This window comes from Kitasatospora sp. NPDC101183 (assembly GCF_044767945.1).
GTDB lineage: Bacteria > Actinomycetota > Actinomycetes > Streptomycetales > Streptomycetaceae > Kitasatospora.
Genome location: NZ_JBIWOW010000027.1, coordinates 66,652 through 85,849, shown reverse-complemented (window position 1 = coordinate 85,849; position 19,198 = coordinate 66,652). Strand labels below are relative to the sequence as shown.

The window sequence follows — 19,198 nt, the reverse complement described above, 5'->3', positions numbered from 1 at the left end:
GGTCACACCTGTGCCGAATCCCCGAGGCCACAGAGCTGCACGGGCCTCACGGCCCGCAGCGGCCACACAGCTTCACCGAGACAGACATCCGAAGATTCGGAGCCTGGGAGACCGGGCTCCGCGAGACGCCGAGAGGAGGCGAAGGCAATGGGAAACATGACGAACACCAAACTGACTGGCCAGACCGTTGTCGCTGCCTCCCTGCGTGCCGCCCGCCTGCGGGCGCTCGCCGAGCTCGGTGGAACCGGTCTGGGTCTCGACACCGCTGGTGTCTCCGTCGCCCCCGCTGTCAGTGCGCTTGGACACACTGATCTCTGCGTCACGGGTGGCAGGAGCGTCGAGGGCACCTCCGTCGAGACCGGTCTGTCCCGCGGCTGGGCGTCGTTCGGCACGTCGAACCTGATGTGCGACGAGCGACCGACCCTGGCACCGAAGGCGGCCGTAGCCGCCGCCGAGCATGGCGGCTATGCGCGGGTCATCGGTGCCGGAAACCCCCAGAAGAAGCAGAACGAGCAGCAGATCGAACTGGCCCAGGCCGCCATTACCGGCGCCCAGGCCATCCGGATGCGGGCCTTCCGCGGCCCCGAACCCTGGAGAGAACGAACCTGAGCCAGTCTCAGGTCGGCACCTCCAGGGCCGCGGAACCCGTCACCACCGGGATTCGCGGCCCTTCTGTTTTGTCCGGTACGCAAGACCACCCAGGCCCTCCGGGGCCTCCGGCCCGGCACCACCAGTCCACCGAGCCGGAACCACTGAGAAGACGAGGAAGACGCCCACAGTGTCCACGGTCATCACACCGCCCACCCCGTCCGTACCGACGACAAGCCAGAACACCAAGGCCGACCAGGCCGACCCCCCGGAGGTTTCGTTCATGCAGCTCAACTCGATCGAGCAGGCGGAGGCCCTCGGCCTCCCCATCCCCTGCCGCGCCTTCGACCCGGAGGTCTTCTTCGCCGAGACGCCCGCCGACGTCGAGTACGCGAAGTCCCTCTGCGGCACGTGCCCGGTGAAGGAGGCCTGCCTCGCCGGCGCGCTGGAGCGGCGCGAGCCGTGGGGCGTCTGGGGCGGCGAGCTGTTCGTCCAGGGTGTCGTCGTGGCCCGCAAGCGGCCCCGTGGGCGTCCGCGCAAGACCGAGGTCATGGCGTGAATCCCACCCATGCCGCAAGGGTCGTCCGCCGGGGAGAGCAGCCCCCGCTGGACAGCGCCCTGCGCCGATCCGTACGGATCGCCGCCGCCAAGGCCGACGCAGCAGCACACACCGTCCAGTTTCCGAGCACGCACCACGAGCAGGACCACCACATGACCCCCGCCGCCATCGATCCGACCGTCCGCGCAGAGCAGACCACCGAACTTCAGATCCAGAACAGGACCCTCGAAATGCAACTCCTCCACGAATCCCTGGCCCGGGCGCATATGCAAGACAGGCTGCACGAGGCCGAGAACCAACGCCTCGTCACCCGGGTGGTCCGGGCCCGCAAGCTCCGGCAGCGGGCCGAGCGGGCCTCCCTGCGGGCGCGCAAGGCGCTCGCCGTCGCCCTGATGTAACAGGCTCCGCCGCCAGGTCCTCCCCTGTCGTGCCGCAGGCCGCTCCCCGACGGGGGAGCGGCCTGCGGTCGTTCGGTCGGGCTGAGTGCTCGGCCTCGGCGCTTCGGCTCAGCGCTTCGGCTCGGCCTTGGGCGCGCTCTCGGGTGTGGTCTTGGGCGCGGCCTTGGCGGGCGGGGCCGGCGGCTCTTCGGCGAAGCCGGGGAGCCACTCCAGCATCTCCGCCCGGAAGGGGGCCTGGGCGCCCAGCTGGCACAGCACCCCGATGGTGCTCAGCGTCACCCGGTGGATCAGAAGGTAGGCCGGGGGCAGGTTCAGCTGCTTGCCCAGGTTGTGGGCGGGGGAGCGCGGATCGGCGATCCGGGCCGCCTGGGCGCGCATCCACGCCCGGGTGAAGTGGAAGTCGTCCACCGTGGCCGGCTCGATGATCGGCAGCAGGTAGTCCAGCACCGCGTCCGGGTCCAGCTTGATCGAGGGCTTCACGAAGCCCTCCTCGCGCAGCATCTTGAGCACGCCCGCCGCGTCCCCGCCCAGGGCCATCCGCAGGGACGCCCCGATCGGCGCGGGCAGGCCGCCGGGCAGCCGGTCCACCGTGCCGAAGTCCAGCACGCCCAGGCGCCAGCCCGACACCGGGCCGTCGTCCTTCAGCAGGCGGAAGTTGCCGGGGTGCGGGTCGGCGTGCAGCAGGCCGGTGCGGGACGGGCCGGCGAACAGGAACCGGGCCAGCAGTTGGCCCGCGCGGTCGCGCTCCTCCTGGGTGCCGCCGGCGATCACCTCGGCCAGCGGGGTGCCGTCCATCCACTCGGTGACCAGCACCTGGTCGGCCTGCGCCACCACCTGGGGCACGGCGATGTCGGCGTCGCCCGCGAACTCCTCGGCGTGCCGGCGCTGGGCCTGCGCCTCCAGCGCGTAGTCCAGCTCCTCGGAGACCCGCTCGCGCAGCTCGACGATCAGCGGCTTGATGTCCAGGCCCGGGATCAGCGGGCCCAGCAGCCAGGCCACCCGGCTCAGTTGGGAGAGGTCGCCAGCAGCGCGTCCCCGGCGCCCGGGTACTGCACCTTGACGGCGACGCGGCGCCCGTCGTGCCAGACGGCGCGGTGCACCTGGCCGATCGAGGCGGCCGCGGCCGGGCGGTCGTCGAACTCCTGGAACAGCTCGCGCCAGTCGGCGCCGAGCCGCTGGGCGAGGGCGGTGTGCACCGTGGCGGCGGGCATCGGGGGAGCGGCGTCCTGCAGCTTGGTCAGCGCGGCCCGGTACGGCCCGGCGACCTCCTCGGGCAGCGCGGCCTCGAAGACGGACAGCACCTGCCCGAACTTCATCGCCCCGCCCTTGAGCTCGCCGAGGACCTTGAACAGCTGGTCGGCGGTGGCCTGCTGGAGCTCGGCCGTGACCACCTCGGCGGAGCGGCCGCCGATCCGCCTGCCCAAACCGAGAGTGGCGCGTCCGGCTATCCCCAGGGGCAGGGCGGCGAGCCGTGCCGTGCGGGTCACTGCCTTGCGCGGAAGATCGCTCACCCGGGCCTCCAAGTCGCTGGCCCCCCGACGCCGGACGGGCCCACCATCACTACGCCATTGTGCCCGTTCCTCGGGGCGGGTCCGGCAGTATTTCGCCGGGCGCGGCAGGGAGTTCGCCCAGGACGGGCCCTAGCCCGGCGGGAGCGGCTGCCACAGGCAGCCGCAGTCCGGGTGCCCGCGCAGGCGCAGGCGCCGGGGCATTCCGTCGACGGCCGACACCTCGCACCAGCCGTCCACGCTCGGCGGCCTCCCGCCGTCCAGGTAGACCTGGACGTGGAGGGCCGCCAGGCCGGCGACGGCCGTCGCCAGGGCCGAGTCGCAGGCCGGGGTGCGGGCCCGGCCGGGCCCGTCGTCGGCGAGCTGGGCCAGGACGCGCGGCCAGGCGGCGTCCTCGTCCTCGCGGCGCAGCACCAGGCAGTGCCCGCAGGCCGACATCGCGGGGATCACCAGGGGACCGACGACCCCGAACTCCTCGACCACGCCCACGTACAGGTGCGGAACCCCGGCCTTCAGCAGCTGCCGGGCCTCGTACCACCCGCCGGCGAAGGCCGCGCTGCCGTCCCGTGGCGCGAGCACCACGAAGTCGGGGGGCGGGGCGCCCGCCGGCCGGCGCGGTGCGGGCCGCTGCGGCCGGGCCGAGGCGCGCTGGACGGCCTCCTTGGCGGCGGTGGCCCGCAGCCGGCCGACGTCGTTGGGCGGCACGCCCGCCGGGGAGCAGTCCCCGGGCAGGACGCGGCCGCCGTCCACGACGGTGACCTCGCCCGCGCCGCCTGCGGCGAGGACCGCCGCGACGGCCGCGCCGACCCGGCCCGCGCCCCGGACCTCGATCCGCTGCCCGGCCCTGCGGGACAGGACGGCCGGGGCGGCGCCGGGCCCGGAGTGGACGAGGGTGAGCGAGGCGAGGTCCGGCCCGAGCTGTCCGCGGTGCGGTTCGGGGAACCGCGCCAGGGCCGAGGCGGCCGCCGCCGCGTCGTCGAGCAGCCCCGTCTCCTCCAGTTCGGCGAGCAGCGCCTCGGCCGGCTCGCGGCCGAGGCCGAGGCGTTCCCCCGCGTCCAGGAGAGCGGGCCGGTCGCGCGTCCCGTCGAGCAGCGCGAGGAAGTCGCAGAGGGTCTTGTCGGCGTTGCCGAGCACCCCGGCGAACCGGGTGACGGTTCCGAACTGCAGGGTCTCGGTGTCCCGCCAGCTGCGGGACAGCGCGGGTTTCAGGGCCAGGTGCACGGCCGTCTCCCTTCCGATCGTTTCCGGACGGCTGACCGCAGCTTGCACCATCGGTCCGGGTTCGTGCGGAAAGTTATCCACAGGCTCCTGGTCGTGATCACATGATCTGTTCGCATGCCCTGGGGATACCGCGCGACTTCCCCGGAGGGTCGAGTTCCGGACACCCCGAATCGGCCTTTCGTTACCGATCACTCCACGAAAGATTTCGGCCATGGCAGCGGACTTCTGTCAGGGGTACCGGGTAACGTCGTGTGCCATGGCAGCCGAACGGGACTCCCATCCACCGGCGTCGCGTCGGCGTGCCCGTGCAGCGTCCGGGTCGCAAGTGGCGGCGCCCAGTACGCGTGGGCGGCCGGATCAGGACCAGCAGCAGGCGGTGGGAGCCGCGCCCCAGGAGCCGCACGACCGGGGCCGGGTCGAGGTGCGCCGCAGCGCCCGCCGCAGCCGGACGGTCTCCGCGTACCGCGAGGGCGACCGGACGGTCGTGCTGATCCCGGCCCGGATGTCGCCCGCGGACGAGCAGCGCTGGGTCGCGCAGATGCTGGAGAAGCTCGCCGCGCAGGAGAAGCGGCGCGTCCCCGGGGACGAGGCGCTGATGGCGCGGGCCCGTGAGCTGTCGGCGGCCCACCTGGCCGGCCGGGCGGCGCCCGTACAGGTCCGCTGGGTGACCAACCAGAATTCGCGCTGGGGCTCCTGCACCCCCAGCGAGGGGACGATCCGCCTCTCCCACCGGCTCCAGGGCATGCCGGACTACGTCCTGGACTACGTGCTGCTGCACGAGCTGGCCCACCTGCTGGTGCCGGACCACGGCCCCGCGTTCTGGGCGCTGCTGGAGGCCTACCCGCGCACCGAGCGGGCGCGGGGGTACCTGGAGGGCGTGGCGTCGGCGGCCCGGCTGCCGCACATCCCCGGGGCCCGGCACGGCGCTCCGGGCGGCGATCCGGCGGGCTCCTGCGGCTGAGGTCAGGAGAAGGAAGAAGGGGGCGTGGGCCGGTCCGGCCCACGCCCCCTTCGGGTGCCGCGCCTCAGCCCGTCAGCTGCCGGGCCCGGGCGACGAGGTCGCGCACCGACCGGTCGGCCAGGTCGGGCAGGCGGTCGTAGTCGAACCAGCGCAGGTCCAGCGACTCCTCGCTGATCAGCGCCTGCGCGCCGGCCGGGGCCAGGGCGATGTACTGGACGTCCAGGTGGACGTTCTCCGGGCGGTCCTTGCCGGTGCAGCGCACCAGGTGCCGGTCGAGCTTGGCGGGCGCCGGGGCGCCGCCGTCCTCCAGCAGGGTCAGCTCGGGGATGCCCGACTCCTCGACGGCCTCGCGCAGCGCGGCGGCGGCCAGGGTCGCGTCCCCGGGCTCGCAGTGCCCGCCCATCTGCAGCCACCGGCCGACCTTGGGGTGCAGGGTGAGAAGCACCCGCCCCGCCGACGGGTCGACGACGGCCGCGCTGGCGGTGACATGCGCGGGCAGGCAGGAGCGGTACAGGCCCTGCGGCTGCTCGGCCAGGTGCGCCAGGTAGTCGTCCCGCAGCCGGGCCTGCTCCTCCTCGGCGGGGAGCCAGGCGGTCAGGGCGCGGACGGCGTCGGCGTGCAGGGTGGGGGTGGCCGTCATGCGGTGGGCTCGCCCTTTCCGTCCGGGTCCTCGTCGGAGTCCTTCTTGGTGAGGTCGGGCTTCCCGCCCGCGGCGGCCTCGCCGAGCAGCTTGTCGAGGGCGTCGAAGTCGATGCCGCCCTCCAGACCCTCGCCGCCCCGGTGCACGAAGGCGTCCGGGTCGTCGAGGTCGGCGGCGGTGGGCAGCATGTCGGGGTGCTCCCACAGGGCGTCGCGGCCCTCGATGCCGCGGGCGTCGGCGAGCAGCGCCCACAGCCGGGCGGCGTCGCGCAGGCGGCGCGGGCGCAGTTCGAGGCCGACGAGGGTGGCGAAGGTCTGCTCGGCGGGCCCGCCGGCCGCGCGGCGGCGGCGGACGGTCTCGCGCAGCGCCCCGGCCTGCGGCAGGTGGGGCTCGGCGGCGGCGTGGACGACGGCGTCGACCCAGCCCTCGACGAGGGCCAGCGCCGTCTCCAGGCGGGCCAGCGCGGCCTTCTGCTCGGGGGTGTCCTCGGGCTGGAGGAGGCCGCCGGCGAGCGCGTCCTGGAGTGCCTCGGGGTTGCTCGGGTCCAGCTGGCCGACGAGCTCCTCCATGCGGGAGGTGTCGACCTTGATGCCGCGCGCGTACGCCTCGACGGCGCCGAGCAGGTGGGCCCGCAGCCACGGCACGTGGGCGAAGAGCCGCTGGTGGGCGGCCTCGCGCAGGGCGAGGTAGAGGCGGACCTCGTCGACGGGGACGTTGAGGCCCTCGCCGAACTCGGCGACGTTCTGGGGCAGCAGCGCGGCCTTGCCGGCCGGGGCCAGCGGCAGGCCGACGTCGGTGGAGCCGACGACCTCGGCGGCCAGCGCCCCGAGGGCCTGGCCGATCTGGGTGCCGAACATGGCGCCGCCCATGGAGCGCATCATGCCCATCAGCGGGCCGGCCATGGCCTGCATCTCCTCGGGCAGGACGCCGCCCATGGCGTTGCCCACCCGCTCGGCGACGGGGTCGACGAGGTCCTTCCACACCGGGAGGGTGGCCTCGATCCACTCGGCGCGGCTCCAGGCGACGGCGGTGCTCGCACCGGAGGGGAACTCGGTGGAGCCGTCCAGCCACAGGTCGGCGAGGCGGACGGCCTCGGCGACGGCGGAGCGCTCGGCGGCGCTGACGGAGCGGTCCTTGCTCTTGCCCTCGGCGGGCTCGGCCACGACCGTCTGCCGGGCGATGTTGGTGGCGAGCTCCCAGTTCACCGGGCCGCCCTCGAAGGAGAGCATCTGGCCGAGCTGCTGGAACGCGGCGCCGAGGTCGCCGGTGCCCAGGCCGCCGAACAGGGCGCCGAAGGGGTTGTCGCCGCCGGGGCCGCCGGCACCGCCCGGGGCTCCGGGCAGGCCGAACAGGGCGCCGAAGGGGTTGGCGCCGCCGAAGCCGAACGGCTGCTGGCCGCCTTCGCCAGAACCGGGGCCGGAAGCGCCGGAAGAGGACGAGGCGGGGTCGGAGCCGCCCTTGTCCTTCTTCTGCTGCGCGTCGTCGGGCTTGGCCTTGCCGTCCTCGGGCTCCTCGGGCGGAACGCCGAATCCGAAGGGAAGGTCGCTCACGGGGTCCTCGATCCGGTCGGCCGTCATACGGGTGTGGCGGGAAGTACTGCCGCCCGGGGCACCGGCTCGGTGGGGGTCTCGGGCGCGGCTCCGGTGCGGCAGGCCCGCGCCGGGTGCACCGCGGGGCCTTCGCCTCGGGCAGGATGGACGTACGTGACACACGTCCGTACGCACATAAGCTAACCGTGGAGGATGGCCGGTGAGTTCCCCGCCTTCGGACGTTCGCTCTGGGCTGACCGCTGGAGAGGACGACCCGGACGCCACGGCGTCGCCGCCTCCAGCCTACGGCGGACGGCCGCTGACCGTGGCGGTGACGGGGGCCGCGGGCGTGCTCGGCGAGCGGGTGGCGGCCCGGCTGGTGGCCTCCCCGCACGTGCGCAAGGTCCTGGCGGTGGACGACCGGCGCGGGGACGTGCCCGGGGTGCAGTGGCGGGTCCTGGACGTGCGGGACCCGGCGGTCGCGGAGCGCCTGGCCGGGGTCGACGTGGTGGTGCACCTGGCGATGGACTTCGGCATGGAGTCCGACCCGAGGGCCCGCAGCGCCTACAACGTGCGCGGCGCCCAGACCGTCCTGACGGCGGCCGCCGCGGCGGGCGTGCACCGGGTGGTGCTGTGCACCTCGGCGATGGTCTACGGGGCGCTGCCCGACAACGAGGTGCCGCTGGCGGAGGACTCCGAGCTGCGGGCCACCGAGGAGGCCTCCCTCGTCGGGGACCTGCTGGAGATCGAGCGGCTGGCCCGCCGGGCCCCGCGCGCCCACCCGGGGCTGCAGGTGACCGTGCTGCGCCCGGCCGTGGTGGTGGGCCCGGGGGTGGACACCGTGCTGACCCGGCACTTCGAGGCGCCCCGGCTGCTGGTGGTGGCCGGTTCCCGCCCCTGCTGGCAGTTCTGCCACGTGGAGGACCTGGCGGCGGCGCTGGAGTACGCGGCGCTGGGCCTGGTGGACGGCGAGGTGACGGTCGGCTGCGACGGCTGGCTGGAGCAGGAGGACGTGGAGCGCCTGTCGGGCATCCGGCGGATGGAGCTGCCGGCGGCGCTGGCGCTTGGAACGGCGGCCCGGCTGCACCGGCTGGGGCTGACCCCGGCGCCGGCGGGCGACCTGGCGTACACGATGTACCCGTGGGTGGTGTCCGGCAGCCGGCTGCACGAGGCGGGCTGGCGCCCGGCGCACACCAACGAGCAGGTGCTGGCCGAGCTGCTGGCGCAGGTGTCGGGCAAGCACGCGGTGGCGGGGCGGCGCCTGGGCGGCAAGGAGGCCGCGACGAGCCTGGGCGCGGCCGGGGCGACGGTGGCGCTGGTGGGTACGGCGGCGCTGGTGCGCCGGGCCCGGAAGCGGCGCCGGTTCTGACCCTCGGGGGCCCGGAGACCCGCAGAACTTCTCACGATGCGAAATCACGGCATCGTGATGCGGAAAGGACTTGCCCGTCCGCGCCCTCGATGGGGGATCATTGGGCCATGCCCGAGAACCACGACCCCATCCGCCTGCTCGCCATCCGCGACACCCCGCTGTCCCTGGACGAGGTGTACGAGGCGGTCGGTGACGACGCGGCCGGCGGCACGGCCGTCTTCGTCGGGACGGTGCGCGACCACGACGGCGGCCGGTCGGTGACGACGCTGGAGTACAGCTGCCACCCGAGCGCCGAGGAGGAGATGCGCCGGGTCGCCGAGAAGGTCGCGGCGGACTTCCCCGTCCTGGCGCTCGCGGCGGTGCACCGGATCGGCCGGCTGGAGATCACCGACAAGGCCGTGATCGTCGCCGTCGCCTGTGCCCACCGCGGCGAGGCCTTCGCGGCCGCGCGCCGGCTGATCGACGACCTCAAGCACGAGGTGCCGATCTGGAAGCACCAGGTCTTCGCCGACGGCGAGGAGGAGTGGGTCGGCGCCGGGGCCTGCTGACCCCCGTACGGTGAGTGACGACCTGCACACCCACGGTGGTGTGCGGGTCAGGCGCGCCGGGCCCTCACCCGAACGGGTCCGGGGGCGGGCGTCGGATACCCCTTGGAAGTGAGCCGATCGGCGGCCCCGTAACCCGGACGGCGCCGTCGGCGTTGTCCGCCGGAGTGGTTAATCTGCTCATAGGCACGACGAGCTGGGAGTACCGACATGAGCGCGCTCGCCTGGTTGATCATTCCGTGTGTCGCCCTCGTGGTCGCCGCCGTCTGGGCGGGCTGGGCGCAGCGCGAGCCGAGGGCCACGCAGGATCCGGCCTCCCTCGCCGAGCACCGCCGTTTCATGGACGCGATGGAACGCACCACGGCGGGCGCCGGAGCCTCCGGGGAGCGCTCCGGCCGGTAGCCCGCCGGGCGCGCCGTCGACCGCGTCCCGTACTGTCGAGGCATGCCACGCCGCTCCGCGACGATGCTCGCTGCCACCCTGCTGCTCATAGCGCTGCTCTGCGTCTCGGTGCTGATGAAGGTTCCGTACACGGAGATGAGCCCGGGCCCGACGTACAACACGCTCGGCGAGCAGGGGGGCAAGCCGGTGATCACCATCACCGGGCACGACTCCTACCCGACCAGCGGGCACCTCAACATGACCACCGTGCAGGTGACGGGGGCCAAGTACGAGCCCAGCCTGGTGAACGCGGTGATCGGCTGGCTGCGCGACGACGTGCTGGTGGTGCCGCACGACAACGTGTACCCGAAGGGGCAGTCGGACGCGGACGCCAAGAAGCAGAACGCCGAGGAGTTCGCCTCCTCCGAGGACAGCGCCCGCACGGCGGCGCTCAAGCAGCTGGGCATCCCGGTCGGCAGTGACCTGATCGTCAAGTCGGTCACGGCGGGCGCCCCCGCGGAGGGGAAGCTGCACGCCGGGGACCAGATCGTGGCGGTGGACGGCGCGGCGGTGGGCTCGGCCGAGCAGGTCGTGGCGGCGGTGACGAAGCACAAGCCGGGCGAGTCCGTGGTCTTCACGGTGGTGCCCCGCTCGCAGAGCGGCGCCGGCACCCGCACCGACGTGACGGTGCCGACGACCCGGGCCCGGGACCTCGACCCGAAGGCGCCCGCCGAGCGGGCCGACCTCGCGGTGGTGGGCATCGGCACCGGCGTGCGGCACACCTACCCGTTCCAGATCGACATCGGCCTGCAGGACGTGGGCGGCCCGAGCGCCGGACTGATGTTCTCGCTGGGCATCATCGACAAGCTGACCCCGGGCGGGGACCTGACCGGCGGGAAGTTCGTCGCGGGCACCGGCACGATCGACGACGACGGCAAGGTCGGCCCGATCGGCGGCATATCGATGAAGATCATCGCGGCGCGGGACGCGGGCGCGCAGTACTTCCTCACCCCGTCCTCGAACTGCTCCGAGGCCGCGAAGAACGTCCCGTCCGGGCTGACCCTGGTCAAGACGGACACGCTGGACGGAGCGCTGAAGTCGCTGGAGCAGATCCGCTCCGGGCAGACCGCGGCGCTGCCGTCCTGCGCGAAGTAGGGTCCTCGGCCGTCAGGAGGCCGTCAGGAGAAGGTGGCCAGCAGGGCGTCGGTGAGGCCCGGTACCAGGTCGGGGCCGGTGAGCACCTCGCGGGCGACGTCCTTGGAGCGCAGCCGCAGGGCGATCTCCTTCTTGCCGTCGCGCAGCACGGCGGCGGTGATCCGCACCTCCTCGCGCTTGGGGTGGTTGGCCACCCACTCGGCGAGCTGGGCGTCGCTCGCGCCACGGGGGCGGGACTGCTCGGCGCCGGGCGGCAGCATCAGGCGCTCGACGACGAGGGCGCAGCCGACCACCGAGGCGGGCCAGGCGATGGTGCCGAGGAACTTGTCGAGCTCCGTGCCGGCCGGGATCTCGTCCTGCTCGACGGGGGTGAGGCCGGGCTCGTCGCCGTCGGCCAGGCCGAGCTGCTTGGCGACGCGGGGGTCGGCCTTGCGCAGGGCGGCGGTGTCGACCAGGGCGAAGAGGCGGGCGGGGAGGTCCCAGCCGAGGGTGCCGACGTACTCGTCGATCTCCAGCGCGGCCCGGGTGAGCGGGGTGGCGGCGGGGAGCTTGGAGACGTCGTCGGGGGAGTTTTTCGGATCAGACGCGTCGGACATGCCCCAATCCTCACACGCCGGGCGGGTGCCGGGCGCGGGGGCGGCGGCGGGGGCGTCGTCGTAACCGTCTGCTAACGGTGGGAACTCGGCCAAAGCCTGGTTAAGTTGCCCTGAAGACCGATCGTCCAGACGACACAGCTGAGGTGCCACCGTGGTATTCCAGATGCCGGAACGCTCAGGGCCGGGTTTCCGGCGCAGGGTAGGCCCGCCCTCCCGGCGCGCGCGGGTGGCCCTGTTGACCCTGGGCGTGCTCGCGGTGCTGTTCCTGCTGTTCGTCATGTTCGCCGGGTTCTGGACGGACTGGCTGTGGTTCAGGTCCGTGCACTACGGATCGGTGTTCACCACGCAACTGTGGACGAAGATCGGGCTGTTCGCGGTGTTCGGCCTGCTGATGGCCGTGATCGTCGGCCTCAACATCTGGCTGGCGCACCGGCTGCGGCCGCCGCTGTCGGCGATGTCGGTGGAGCAGCAGAGCCTGGACCGCTACCGGACGGGCCTGGCGCCGTTCAAGCGCTGGGCGCTGATCGGGGTCTCGCTGGTGATCGGCCTGGTGGCGGGCGCCGCGGCCTCGGGCCAGTGGCGGACGTGGCTGATGTGGACGAACGCGACCCCCTTCGGTGAGAAGGACGCGCAGTTCGGGATGGACGTCTCCTTCTACGCGTTCGACCTGCCGTTCTACGAGTTCGTGCTGGGCTTCGCGTTCAGCGCGGTGATCGTCTCGCTGCTGACGTCGGCCCTGGTGCACTACCTCTACGGCGGGCTGCGGCTGCAGGGCCCCGGCCGCCGGGCGAGCGCGGGCGCGCAGGGGCACCTGGCGGTGCTGCTGGGCGTGTTCGTGCTGCTGAAGGCGGTGGCGTACTGGCTGGACCGGTACGCGCTGGCGGTGAAGACCGGCACGTACAAGGGCGTGGGCGGCTGGACGGGCCTGCGGTACGTGGACGCGAACGCGTTCCTGCCGGCGAAGACGATCCTCTTCTTCGTGGCGATCATCTGCGCGGTGCTGTTCTTCCTGACGCCGGTGCGCCGCACCTGGGCGCCGGCGCTGATCGGCCTGGGCCTGATGGTGCTCTCGGCGGTGCTGATCGGCGGTCTGTACCCGGCGATCGTGCAGCAGTTCCAGGTCAAGCCGAACGAGCAGGCCAAGGAGACGCCGTACATCCAGAAGAACATCGACGCGACGCGGCAGGCGTACGGGATCGCGGACTCGCAGGTCGCCCCGTACTCCCCGCAGGGGACGACGAACGGCGACGCGCTGAAGCCGGACGCGCAGACGATCGCGGACGTGCGGCTGGTGGACCCGAACGTGGTGTCGCCGGTGTTCCAGACGCTGGAGCAGCAGCGCAACTACTACGCGTTCCCCAACACCCTGGACGTGGACCGCTACGGCTCGGGCTCGGGCAAGCAGGACACCGTGATCGGCCTGCGTGAGCTGGACCTCAACGGGGTGCAGCGCAACTGGATCAACGACCACTTCAAGTACACCCACGGCTACGGCGCGGTCGTCGCCAAGGGCAACCAGGTCGACACCACCGGCCAGCCGGTGCTCACCGAGTCGGGCCTGCCGACGACGGGGACGGCGCTGGGCCCGTACGAGCAGCGGATCTACTACGGCGAGAAGACCTCGACGTACTCGATCGTCGGCGGCTCGAACAAGGAGATCGACTACTACGACTCCAAGAAGGGCGCGAACGAGGAGAACACGTACGACGGCGGCAGCGGGGTGTCCCTGGACAACCCGCTGACCAGGGCCGCGTACGCGGTGCGCTTCGCCGAGCCGCAGATCCTCTACTCGGGGGCGATCACGGACGGCGCGAAGGTGATCTACAACCGCACGCCCAAGGAGCGGGTGGAGAAGGTCGCGCCGTGGCTGTCGATCGACGCCGACCCGTACCCGGTGGTCGTGGACGGCCGGGTGAAGTGGGTCGTGGACGGCTACACCACCTCGGACGGCTACCCGTTCTCCTCGAAGACGACGCTGGGCACCGCGACCAAGGACTCGCTGACCAACCAGCGCGGCGAACTGCTCGCCGTGGCCGGGCAGGTCAACTACATCCGCAACTCGGTCAAGGCCACGGTGGACGCCTACACCGGCGAGGTGACGCTGTACCAGTGGGACGAGAAGGACCCGGTGCTGAAGACCTGGATGAAGGCCTTCCCGGGGACGGTGGAGCCGAAGGCCGAGATCCCGGCCTCGCTGGTCCCGCACCTGCGCTACCCGCAGGACATGTTCAAGGTGCAGCGCGACCTGCTCGGGCAGTACCACGTGACGGACTCCAACACGTTCTTCAACGGCACCGACATCTGGCAGGTCCCGGTGGACCCGACCAGCAACACCAAGCAGGTGCAGCCGCCGTACTACGTGACGGTGCGGATGCCGGACGCGGCGAAGGCGAGCTTCTCGCTGACGAGCACGCTGGTGCCCGCGGACCGTCCGAACCTGGCGGCCTTCATGGCGGTGAACTCGGACCCGGGGGAGGACTACGGGAAGATCCGGGTCCTGAAGATGACGGGTGAGAGCGGCGCCCCCGGCCCCGGCGTGGTGCAGTCGAAGTTCAACTCCCGCAAGGACGTGGCCCAGCAGATCACGCTGCTGCAGGGCGGCGACTCGGTGCTGGAGTACGGGAACCTGCTGACCCTGCCGGTCGGCGGCGGCCTGCTGAACGTCGAGCCGGTGTACGTGCGCGGACGCGGCGCCAAGTACCCGACGATGCAGAAGGTCCTGGCGGTGTACGGGGACGACAACGTGGCGTTCGAGGACTCCCTGGAGGCCGCGCTGAAGAAGCTGTTCGGCGACGGGACGCCGCCGGTGACGCCGGTCGCGCCGGCCGCCTCCTCGCAGGGCTCGGGGGCGACGACGCCGACCACGCCGACGACTCCGGGCACCCCGACCTCCCCGGCGACGCCCGCACCCACCTCCCCGACCACGCCGACGCCGGGCGGGACGATCTCGCCGGACCTCGCGAAGGCGCTCTCCGACGCGGAGAAGGCGTACAACGACAGCCAGACGGCGTTCAAGAACGGCGACTGGGTGGCGTACGGCACCGCGCAGAAGGCGCTCGGCGAGGCGCTGAAGGCCGCCGAGGCGGCGCGCGGCGGCTCGGCGCAGACCCCGAGCGGCCCGCCGCCGACCCCGGGGGGATCGCCGAGTCCTCACGCGTAGGGCTCCTGAGCTGCGGGGACCGTTTTCCGTTCCGCGTCGAAGTCGTGCTATGGTTACTTCACCGACGCGGGGTGGAGCAGCTCGGTAGCTCGCTGGGCTCATAACCCAGAGGTCGCAGGTTCAAATCCTGTCCCCGCTACTCAGTAGCAGGAAGGCCCGGAGGATTCGTCCTCCGGGCCTTTCGCGTTTCCCTGCCGGAGGGAACCGCTCCGGTACCATCAACCGTCGCCAGAGAGGTCGACTGCGGGGTTTGTGGGATCCGGGTGTCGGGAAATCGACAAAGCGCCGAAGCAATTTCGTCGGCTTCGGGTCCTCCCCGCGCGAATTCGGCCGGGGCAGGTGTACGCGGGTTGCGGGTGGTGCGACGATGGGACACATGGGGGATGCGGCGCGGCTGCTGACAGGCCGTCCGGTCCGGCGTCTCCCCTGGGAGTCCCCCCGGCGAGGGGCCGGGGCGCGGTGCCGCGTCACTCTGGGGGAGCGGGAGTCGGCATGAGGCTGATCGGCAAGTACGGCCAGGGCGCCAAGCCGGCGGCCGTGGAGGCGGACACCGACGCCTGGGCGGAGAGCGCCGAGAGCCTGGAGAGCCGCCCCGGAGCCCTGCCCGCCCAGCGCACCAGCGGCCTGTCCGAGCGCCCCCAGGCGGCCGGATCGGGCCCCGACAGCCTCGTCCACGTGCCGACCCGCCAGTTCGCCGCCGAGGTCGGCCCGTACGGCCGGCAGGGCCCCGACGGCGCCGCGCTCGACCCCGGCTCGCTGGACCCGACGAGCTTCGAGACGGCCCTCGCCGCGCGGGAGTCCGCCGCCCTGGAGGCCCGGCACCGGCAGGCCGCCGACGACGGCGACGCGGACGCCGCCGGCCGGCTGGGCACCCTGCTGCTGCGCCGGGGGGACCTGGAGGACGCCGAACCGTACCTGCGGGCCGCCGCGGCCGCCGGGGTGCGCGCCGCCGCCAACAACCTGGGCGTGCTGCTGCACCAGCAGGGCCACCGGGCCGAGGCCGGCCAGTGGTGGCGCCAGGCGGCCGTGGCGGGCAGCGCCCCGGCCGCGCACGCGCTCGGGCTGCAACTGCGCGACCAGGGCGAGGAGGAGGCCGCCGAGTACTGGCTGCACTTCGCCGCCGACCACGGCCACCCGCTCGGCGCCTACGCGCTGGGCGACCTGATGGAGCACCGGCGCGACGTGCGCGCCGAGCGCTGGTTCAAGGTGTCCGCCGACGCCGGGCACCGCGAGGCCGCCTACCGGCTGGCCCGGATGCGCGAGGCCGCGGGGGACAAGGAGACCGCCGAGACCTGGTACCGCACGGCCGCCGCCCGCAGCCACGCCCGGGCCGCGCTTCGCCTGGGCGTGCTGCTGGAGGAGCGGGCCGGCGAGGAGCAGGCGCTGCTGGAGGAGGCCGCCCGCTGGTACCGGCAGTCCGCGCAGAACGGGGAGGCCCGCGCCGCCTGCGCGCTCGGCTTCCTGCTGCGCGACCGCGGGGACCTCACGGCCGCCGCGGAGTGGTGGCAGGAGGCCGCTGAGGCGGGCGACGGCAACGCCGCCAACGCGCTGGGCGCCCTGCACGCCGGGCGGGGCCGGGCCAAGGAGGCCGAGCGCTGGTACCGCACCGCGCTGGAGGCCGGGGACCACAACGGAGCCTTCAACCTGGGGCTGCTGTGCGCGGGCACCGGACGCGAGCAGCAGGCCGAGCAGTGGTACCGCCGGGCCGCGTACGCCGGGCACCGGGAGGCGTGCAACGCGCTGGCCGTGGTGCTGCTCCAGCGCGGGGACGAGTCCGGCGCCGTGCCGTGGTTCTCCAAGGCCGCCGAGGCCGGCAGCGTGGACGGCGCCTTCAACCTGGGCGTGCTGCACGCCGGGCGCGGCGAGCAGCGCCAGGCCCAGGAGTGGTACGCACGCGCCGCCGCCGAGGGGCACGGGGAGGCGGCGCTGCAACTGGCCGTCGCCCAGGAGCAGCGCGGCAACCTGGCGGGCGCCCTGGAGCGCTACCGGCAGGCGGCGGCGGGCGGTTCGGGGGAGGGCTGCTTCCGGCTGGCCTCGCTGCTGGACCGGCGCGGGGACGCGGACGCCGAGGCGGAGCACTGGTACGCGGTGGCGGCGGACGCCGGGCACCGGCGGGCGCAGGTGCGCATGGGCGTGCGGGCGGCCGAGCGGGGGGCGCTGGAGATCGCCGAGAGCTGGTACCGGCGGGCCGCCGAGGCGGGCAGCCGCAGCGCGGCGTTCAACCTGGGGCTGCTGCTGGCCCGGCAGGACAGCGAGGCGGAGGCGATGCTCTGGTACACCCGGGCCGCCGACGCCGGGCACGGGCGGGCGGCGCTGCGCCTGGCGCTGCTGGCGCTGCGCCGGGGGGAGCCGGTGCAGGCGGAGAACTGGTGCCGCCGGGCGGCGGACTACGGGCCGGCCGAGGTGGCCGAGCGGGCGGGGCGGCTGCTGGGCGCGCTGAACGCGGAGCTGAGTGCGTAAGCGTCTTACAGGGCGCGGCAGTTCGGGCAGAGGCCCCGGTAGGTGATCTCGGCGGCGGTGAGGGCGAAGCCGTGCCGCTCGGCGGCCGGGAGGGCGGCGAGCGCGTCCCCGTCCGGGTGGACGTCGCGTACGGCGCCGCAGCCGGAGCAGACCAGGTGCTGGTGGGCGCGGTGCGCGTTGGGGTCGTAGCGCCGGGCGCGGCCGACGGCGTCGAGCTCCACCACCTCGCCGAGGGCGACGAGTTCGCCGAGGGTGTTGTAGACGGTGGCGCGGCTGATCTCGGGCAGGCGGGCGGCGGCGCGGGTGTGCACCTCGTCGGCGGTGAGGTGGACGTGGTCGCCGGAGAGGACCTCGGCGACGACGCGGCGCTGCGAGGTCAGCCGCCAGCCCCGGGCGCGCAGTCGTTCCAGCAGGTCGTTCATGACGTCCAGAGTAGGTCACACTCCGGGATTGGTTCCAGTGTTGACTTGGACAAAGTCCAAAGTTAGGTTCGTTGCATCACGACCGGACACCGTGGAGGCACCCCCATGACCACCCAGGACGAGCTGCGCCCGACCCTCACCACCGAGGCGGGTGCCCCCGTCGCCGACAACCAGAACACCGAGACCGCGGGCCCCGGCGGCCCCGCGCTCATCCAGGACCAGCTGCTCTTCGAGAAGCTCGCGCACTTCAACCGCGAGCGCATCCCGGAGCGCGTCGTCCACGCCCGCGGCGCCGGGGCGTACGGGACCTTCACCGTCACCGCCGACGTGACGCCCTGGACCAGGGCCGCGTTCCTCTCGGAGGTCGGCAAGCGCACCGAGGTGTTCCTGCGCTTCTCCACCGTGGCCGGAAACCTCGGCTCGGCGGACGCCGTGCGCGACCCGCGCGGTTTCGCGCTGAAGTTCTACACCGAGGAGGGCAACTACGACCTCGTCGGCAACAACACCCCGGTGTTCTTCATCAAGGACGCCACCAAGTTCCCCGACTTCATCCACACCCAGAAGCGGGACCCGTACACCGGCTCCCAGGAGGCCGACAACGTCTGGGACTTCTGGGGCCTGTCGCCCGAGGCCACCCACCAGGTGACCTGGCTCTTCGGCGACCGCGGCATCCCCGCCTCGTACCGGCACCTGAACGGCTACGGCTCGCACACCTTCCAGTGGCAGAACGAGGCCGGCGAGCACTTCTGGGTCAAGTACCACTTCAAGACCGACCAGGGCATCCGCAACCTCACCCAGGACGAGGCCAACCGGCTCGCGGGCGAGGACCCGGACAGCCACCAGCGGGACCTGCGCGAGGCCATCGAGCGCGGGGAGAACCCGAGTTGGACGGTGCAGGTGCAGATCATGCCCGCCGCCGACGCGGCCTCGTACCGCTTCAACCCCTTCGACCTGACCAAGGTCTGGCCGCACGCCGACTACCCGCCGGTCGAGATCGGCCGCCTGGAGCTGGACCGCAACCCCGACAACGTCTTCGCCGAGGTCGAGCAGTCCGCCTTCTCCCCGTCGCACTTCGTGCCCGGCATCGGCCCCTCCCCGGACAAGATGCTCCAGGGCCGGCTGTTCGCCTACGCCGACGCCCACCGCTACCGGGTCGGCATCAACGCCGACCACCTGCCCGTCAACCGCCCGCACGCCACCGAGGCCCGCACCAACGGCCGCGACGGGCACCTGTACGACGGGCGGCACGGGCGGAGCAAGAACTACGAGCCGAACAGCTTCGGCGGGCCCGTCCAGACCGGCCGCCCGCTGTGGGCCCCCACCGCCGTGGACGGCTACACGGGCACGCACGCCGCGCCCTCGCACGCCGAGGACGACGACTTCGGGCAGGCCGGCGCCCTCTACCGGCTCTACTCCGAGGAGGAGAAGCAGCGGCTGATCGCCAACCTGGCCGGCTTCATCGCCAAGGTCTCCGCCGACCGCGAGGACATCGTGGCCCGGGCGGTCGACAACTTCCGCAAGGCCGACGCCGATTACGGGCAGCGGCTGGAGGCGGCCGTCCGCGAGCTGCGCAAGTCGTAGCGCCCGGACGGGAGATGACGGCGGGCCCCTTCACCAGCTCCCACTGGTGAAGGGGCCCGCACTGCTACTCGCCCGCTCGCCTCCGGGGCGCTCCTGACCCGGTGTCGACGGTCGGCGCTCCGGCG

The 19,198-nt window shown here is 73.3% G+C and carries 16 protein-coding genes, 1 tRNA gene and 1 pseudogene; 12 read left to right on the top strand and 6 right to left on the bottom strand.

The window, feature by feature from the left end:
* The first annotated feature begins 147 nt into the window (after positions 1–147).
* The 3 genes from ACIRRS_RS30875 (at position 148) to ACIRRS_RS30865 (ending at position 1,545) form a co-directional block, all read left to right on the top strand.
* Positions 148–609 carry a hypothetical protein gene (locus ACIRRS_RS30875; RefSeq protein ID WP_402977635.1) on the top strand — a complete coding sequence of 154 codons (462 nt, stop codon included), beginning with the start codon at positions 148–150 and terminating at the stop codon, positions 607–609.
* A gap of 169 nt (positions 610–778) precedes the next feature.
* Positions 779–1,147, top strand: a complete 369-nt coding sequence (locus tag ACIRRS_RS30870) for a WhiB family transcriptional regulator (RefSeq protein ID WP_402977632.1) — start codon at positions 779–781, stop codon at positions 1,145–1,147.
* Positions 1,144–1,545, top strand: a complete 402-nt coding sequence (locus tag ACIRRS_RS30865) for a hypothetical protein (protein ID WP_402977629.1) — start codon at positions 1,144–1,146, stop codon at positions 1,543–1,545. The genes ACIRRS_RS30870 and ACIRRS_RS30865 overlap by 4 nt, the downstream gene beginning before the upstream one ends.
* Positions 1,546–1,653: 108 nt before the next feature.
* Here the strand turns inward: ACIRRS_RS30865 and ACIRRS_RS30860 are convergent.
* A pseudogene (locus tag ACIRRS_RS30860) lies at positions 1,654–3,056 on the bottom strand (ABC1 kinase family protein).
* Between the two features lie 129 nt (positions 3,057–3,185).
* A complete protein-coding gene (locus ACIRRS_RS30855; RefSeq protein ID WP_402977626.1) occupies positions 3,186–4,274 on the bottom strand; it encodes a ThiF family adenylyltransferase in 1,089 nt (362 codons plus the stop codon).
* Positions 4,275–4,650: 376 nt separating this feature from the next.
* Between ACIRRS_RS30855 and ACIRRS_RS30850 the strand changes: the two genes are divergently transcribed.
* The gene (locus tag ACIRRS_RS30850) at positions 4,651–5,235 is read left to right on the top strand and encodes a M48 family metallopeptidase (RefSeq protein ID WP_402977623.1); all 585 of its coding nucleotides are present in this window, start codon (positions 4,651–4,653) and stop codon (positions 5,233–5,235) included.
* A gap of 64 nt (positions 5,236–5,299) precedes the next feature.
* Here ACIRRS_RS30850 and ACIRRS_RS30845 read toward each other — a convergent pair whose 3' ends face one another.
* Together ACIRRS_RS30845 and ACIRRS_RS30840 are read right to left on the bottom strand one after the other, a co-directional pair.
* On the bottom strand, positions 5,300–5,875 hold the full coding sequence (locus tag ACIRRS_RS30845) for an NUDIX hydrolase (protein ID WP_402977621.1): 576 nt from the start codon (positions 5,873–5,875) through the stop codon (positions 5,300–5,302).
* Positions 5,872–7,425, bottom strand: coding sequence for a zinc-dependent metalloprotease (locus ACIRRS_RS30840; protein ID WP_402977619.1), 1,554 nt, complete (start codon positions 7,423–7,425; stop codon positions 5,872–5,874). Before ACIRRS_RS30840 ends, ACIRRS_RS30845 begins: the two co-directional genes overlap by 4 nt.
* Before the next feature lie 199 nt (positions 7,426–7,624).
* Here ACIRRS_RS30840 and ACIRRS_RS30835 point away from each other — a divergent pair, with 199 nt between their 5' ends.
* The 4 genes from ACIRRS_RS30835 to ACIRRS_RS30820 all read left to right on the top strand — a co-directional run bounded on the left by ACIRRS_RS30835 (position 7,625) and on the right by ACIRRS_RS30820 (position 10,854).
* A complete protein-coding gene (locus ACIRRS_RS30835; protein ID WP_402977617.1) occupies positions 7,625–8,773 on the top strand; it encodes an NAD-dependent epimerase/dehydratase family protein in 1,149 nt (382 codons plus the stop codon).
* A gap of 107 nt (positions 8,774–8,880) precedes the next feature.
* Positions 8,881–9,321: a molybdenum cofactor biosynthesis protein MoaE gene (locus ACIRRS_RS30830; RefSeq protein ID WP_402977615.1), complete on the top strand. Its 441-nt coding sequence runs from the start codon at positions 8,881–8,883 to the stop codon at positions 9,319–9,321.
* A gap of 207 nt (positions 9,322–9,528) precedes the next feature.
* On the top strand, positions 9,529–9,720 hold the full coding sequence (locus tag ACIRRS_RS30825) for a hypothetical protein (RefSeq protein WP_402977613.1): 192 nt from the start codon (positions 9,529–9,531) through the stop codon (positions 9,718–9,720).
* Positions 9,721–9,762: 42 nt separating this feature from the next.
* Complete coding sequence (locus ACIRRS_RS30820) at positions 9,763–10,854, top strand: PDZ domain-containing protein (RefSeq protein ID WP_402977611.1); 1,092 nt, start codon at positions 9,763–9,765, stop codon at positions 10,852–10,854.
* Between the two features lie 23 nt (positions 10,855–10,877).
* On the opposite strand, the gene ACIRRS_RS30815 is transcribed toward ACIRRS_RS30820, so the two are convergent.
* The gene (locus ACIRRS_RS30815) at positions 10,878–11,450 is read right to left on the bottom strand and encodes a PPA1309 family protein (protein WP_402977609.1); all 573 of its coding nucleotides are present in this window, start codon (positions 11,448–11,450) and stop codon (positions 10,878–10,880) included.
* Positions 11,451–11,613: 163 nt separating this feature from the next.
* On the opposite strand from ACIRRS_RS30815, the gene ACIRRS_RS30810 reads away from it, so the two are divergent.
* From ACIRRS_RS30810 to ACIRRS_RS30800, 3 genes are all read left to right on the top strand, one after another.
* Entirely contained in the window at positions 11,614–14,610 is a 2,997-nt protein-coding gene (locus ACIRRS_RS30810; RefSeq protein ID WP_402977606.1) for a UPF0182 family protein, read from the top strand.
* A 65-nt stretch (positions 14,611–14,675) separates the two neighbouring features.
* A tRNA-Met gene (locus ACIRRS_RS30805) sits at positions 14,676–14,749 on the top strand.
* 353 nt (positions 14,750–15,102) lie between these two features.
* Positions 15,103–17,070, top strand: coding sequence for a tetratricopeptide repeat protein (locus ACIRRS_RS30800; protein ID WP_402977603.1), 1,968 nt, complete (start codon positions 15,103–15,105; stop codon positions 17,068–17,070).
* A 5-nt stretch (positions 17,071–17,075) separates the two neighbouring features.
* On the opposite strand, the gene ACIRRS_RS30795 is transcribed toward ACIRRS_RS30800, so the two are convergent.
* Positions 17,076–17,492 (bottom strand): Fur family transcriptional regulator, encoded by a 417-nt coding sequence (locus tag ACIRRS_RS30795; protein ID WP_402977600.1) that lies wholly within the window; start codon positions 17,490–17,492, stop codon positions 17,076–17,078.
* A 105-nt stretch (positions 17,493–17,597) separates the two neighbouring features.
* On the opposite strand from ACIRRS_RS30795, the gene ACIRRS_RS30790 reads away from it, so the two are divergent.
* A complete protein-coding gene (locus ACIRRS_RS30790) occupies positions 17,598–19,073 on the top strand; it encodes a catalase (RefSeq protein WP_402977597.1) in 1,476 nt (491 codons plus the stop codon).
* Positions 19,074–19,198 lie beyond the last annotated feature (125 nt).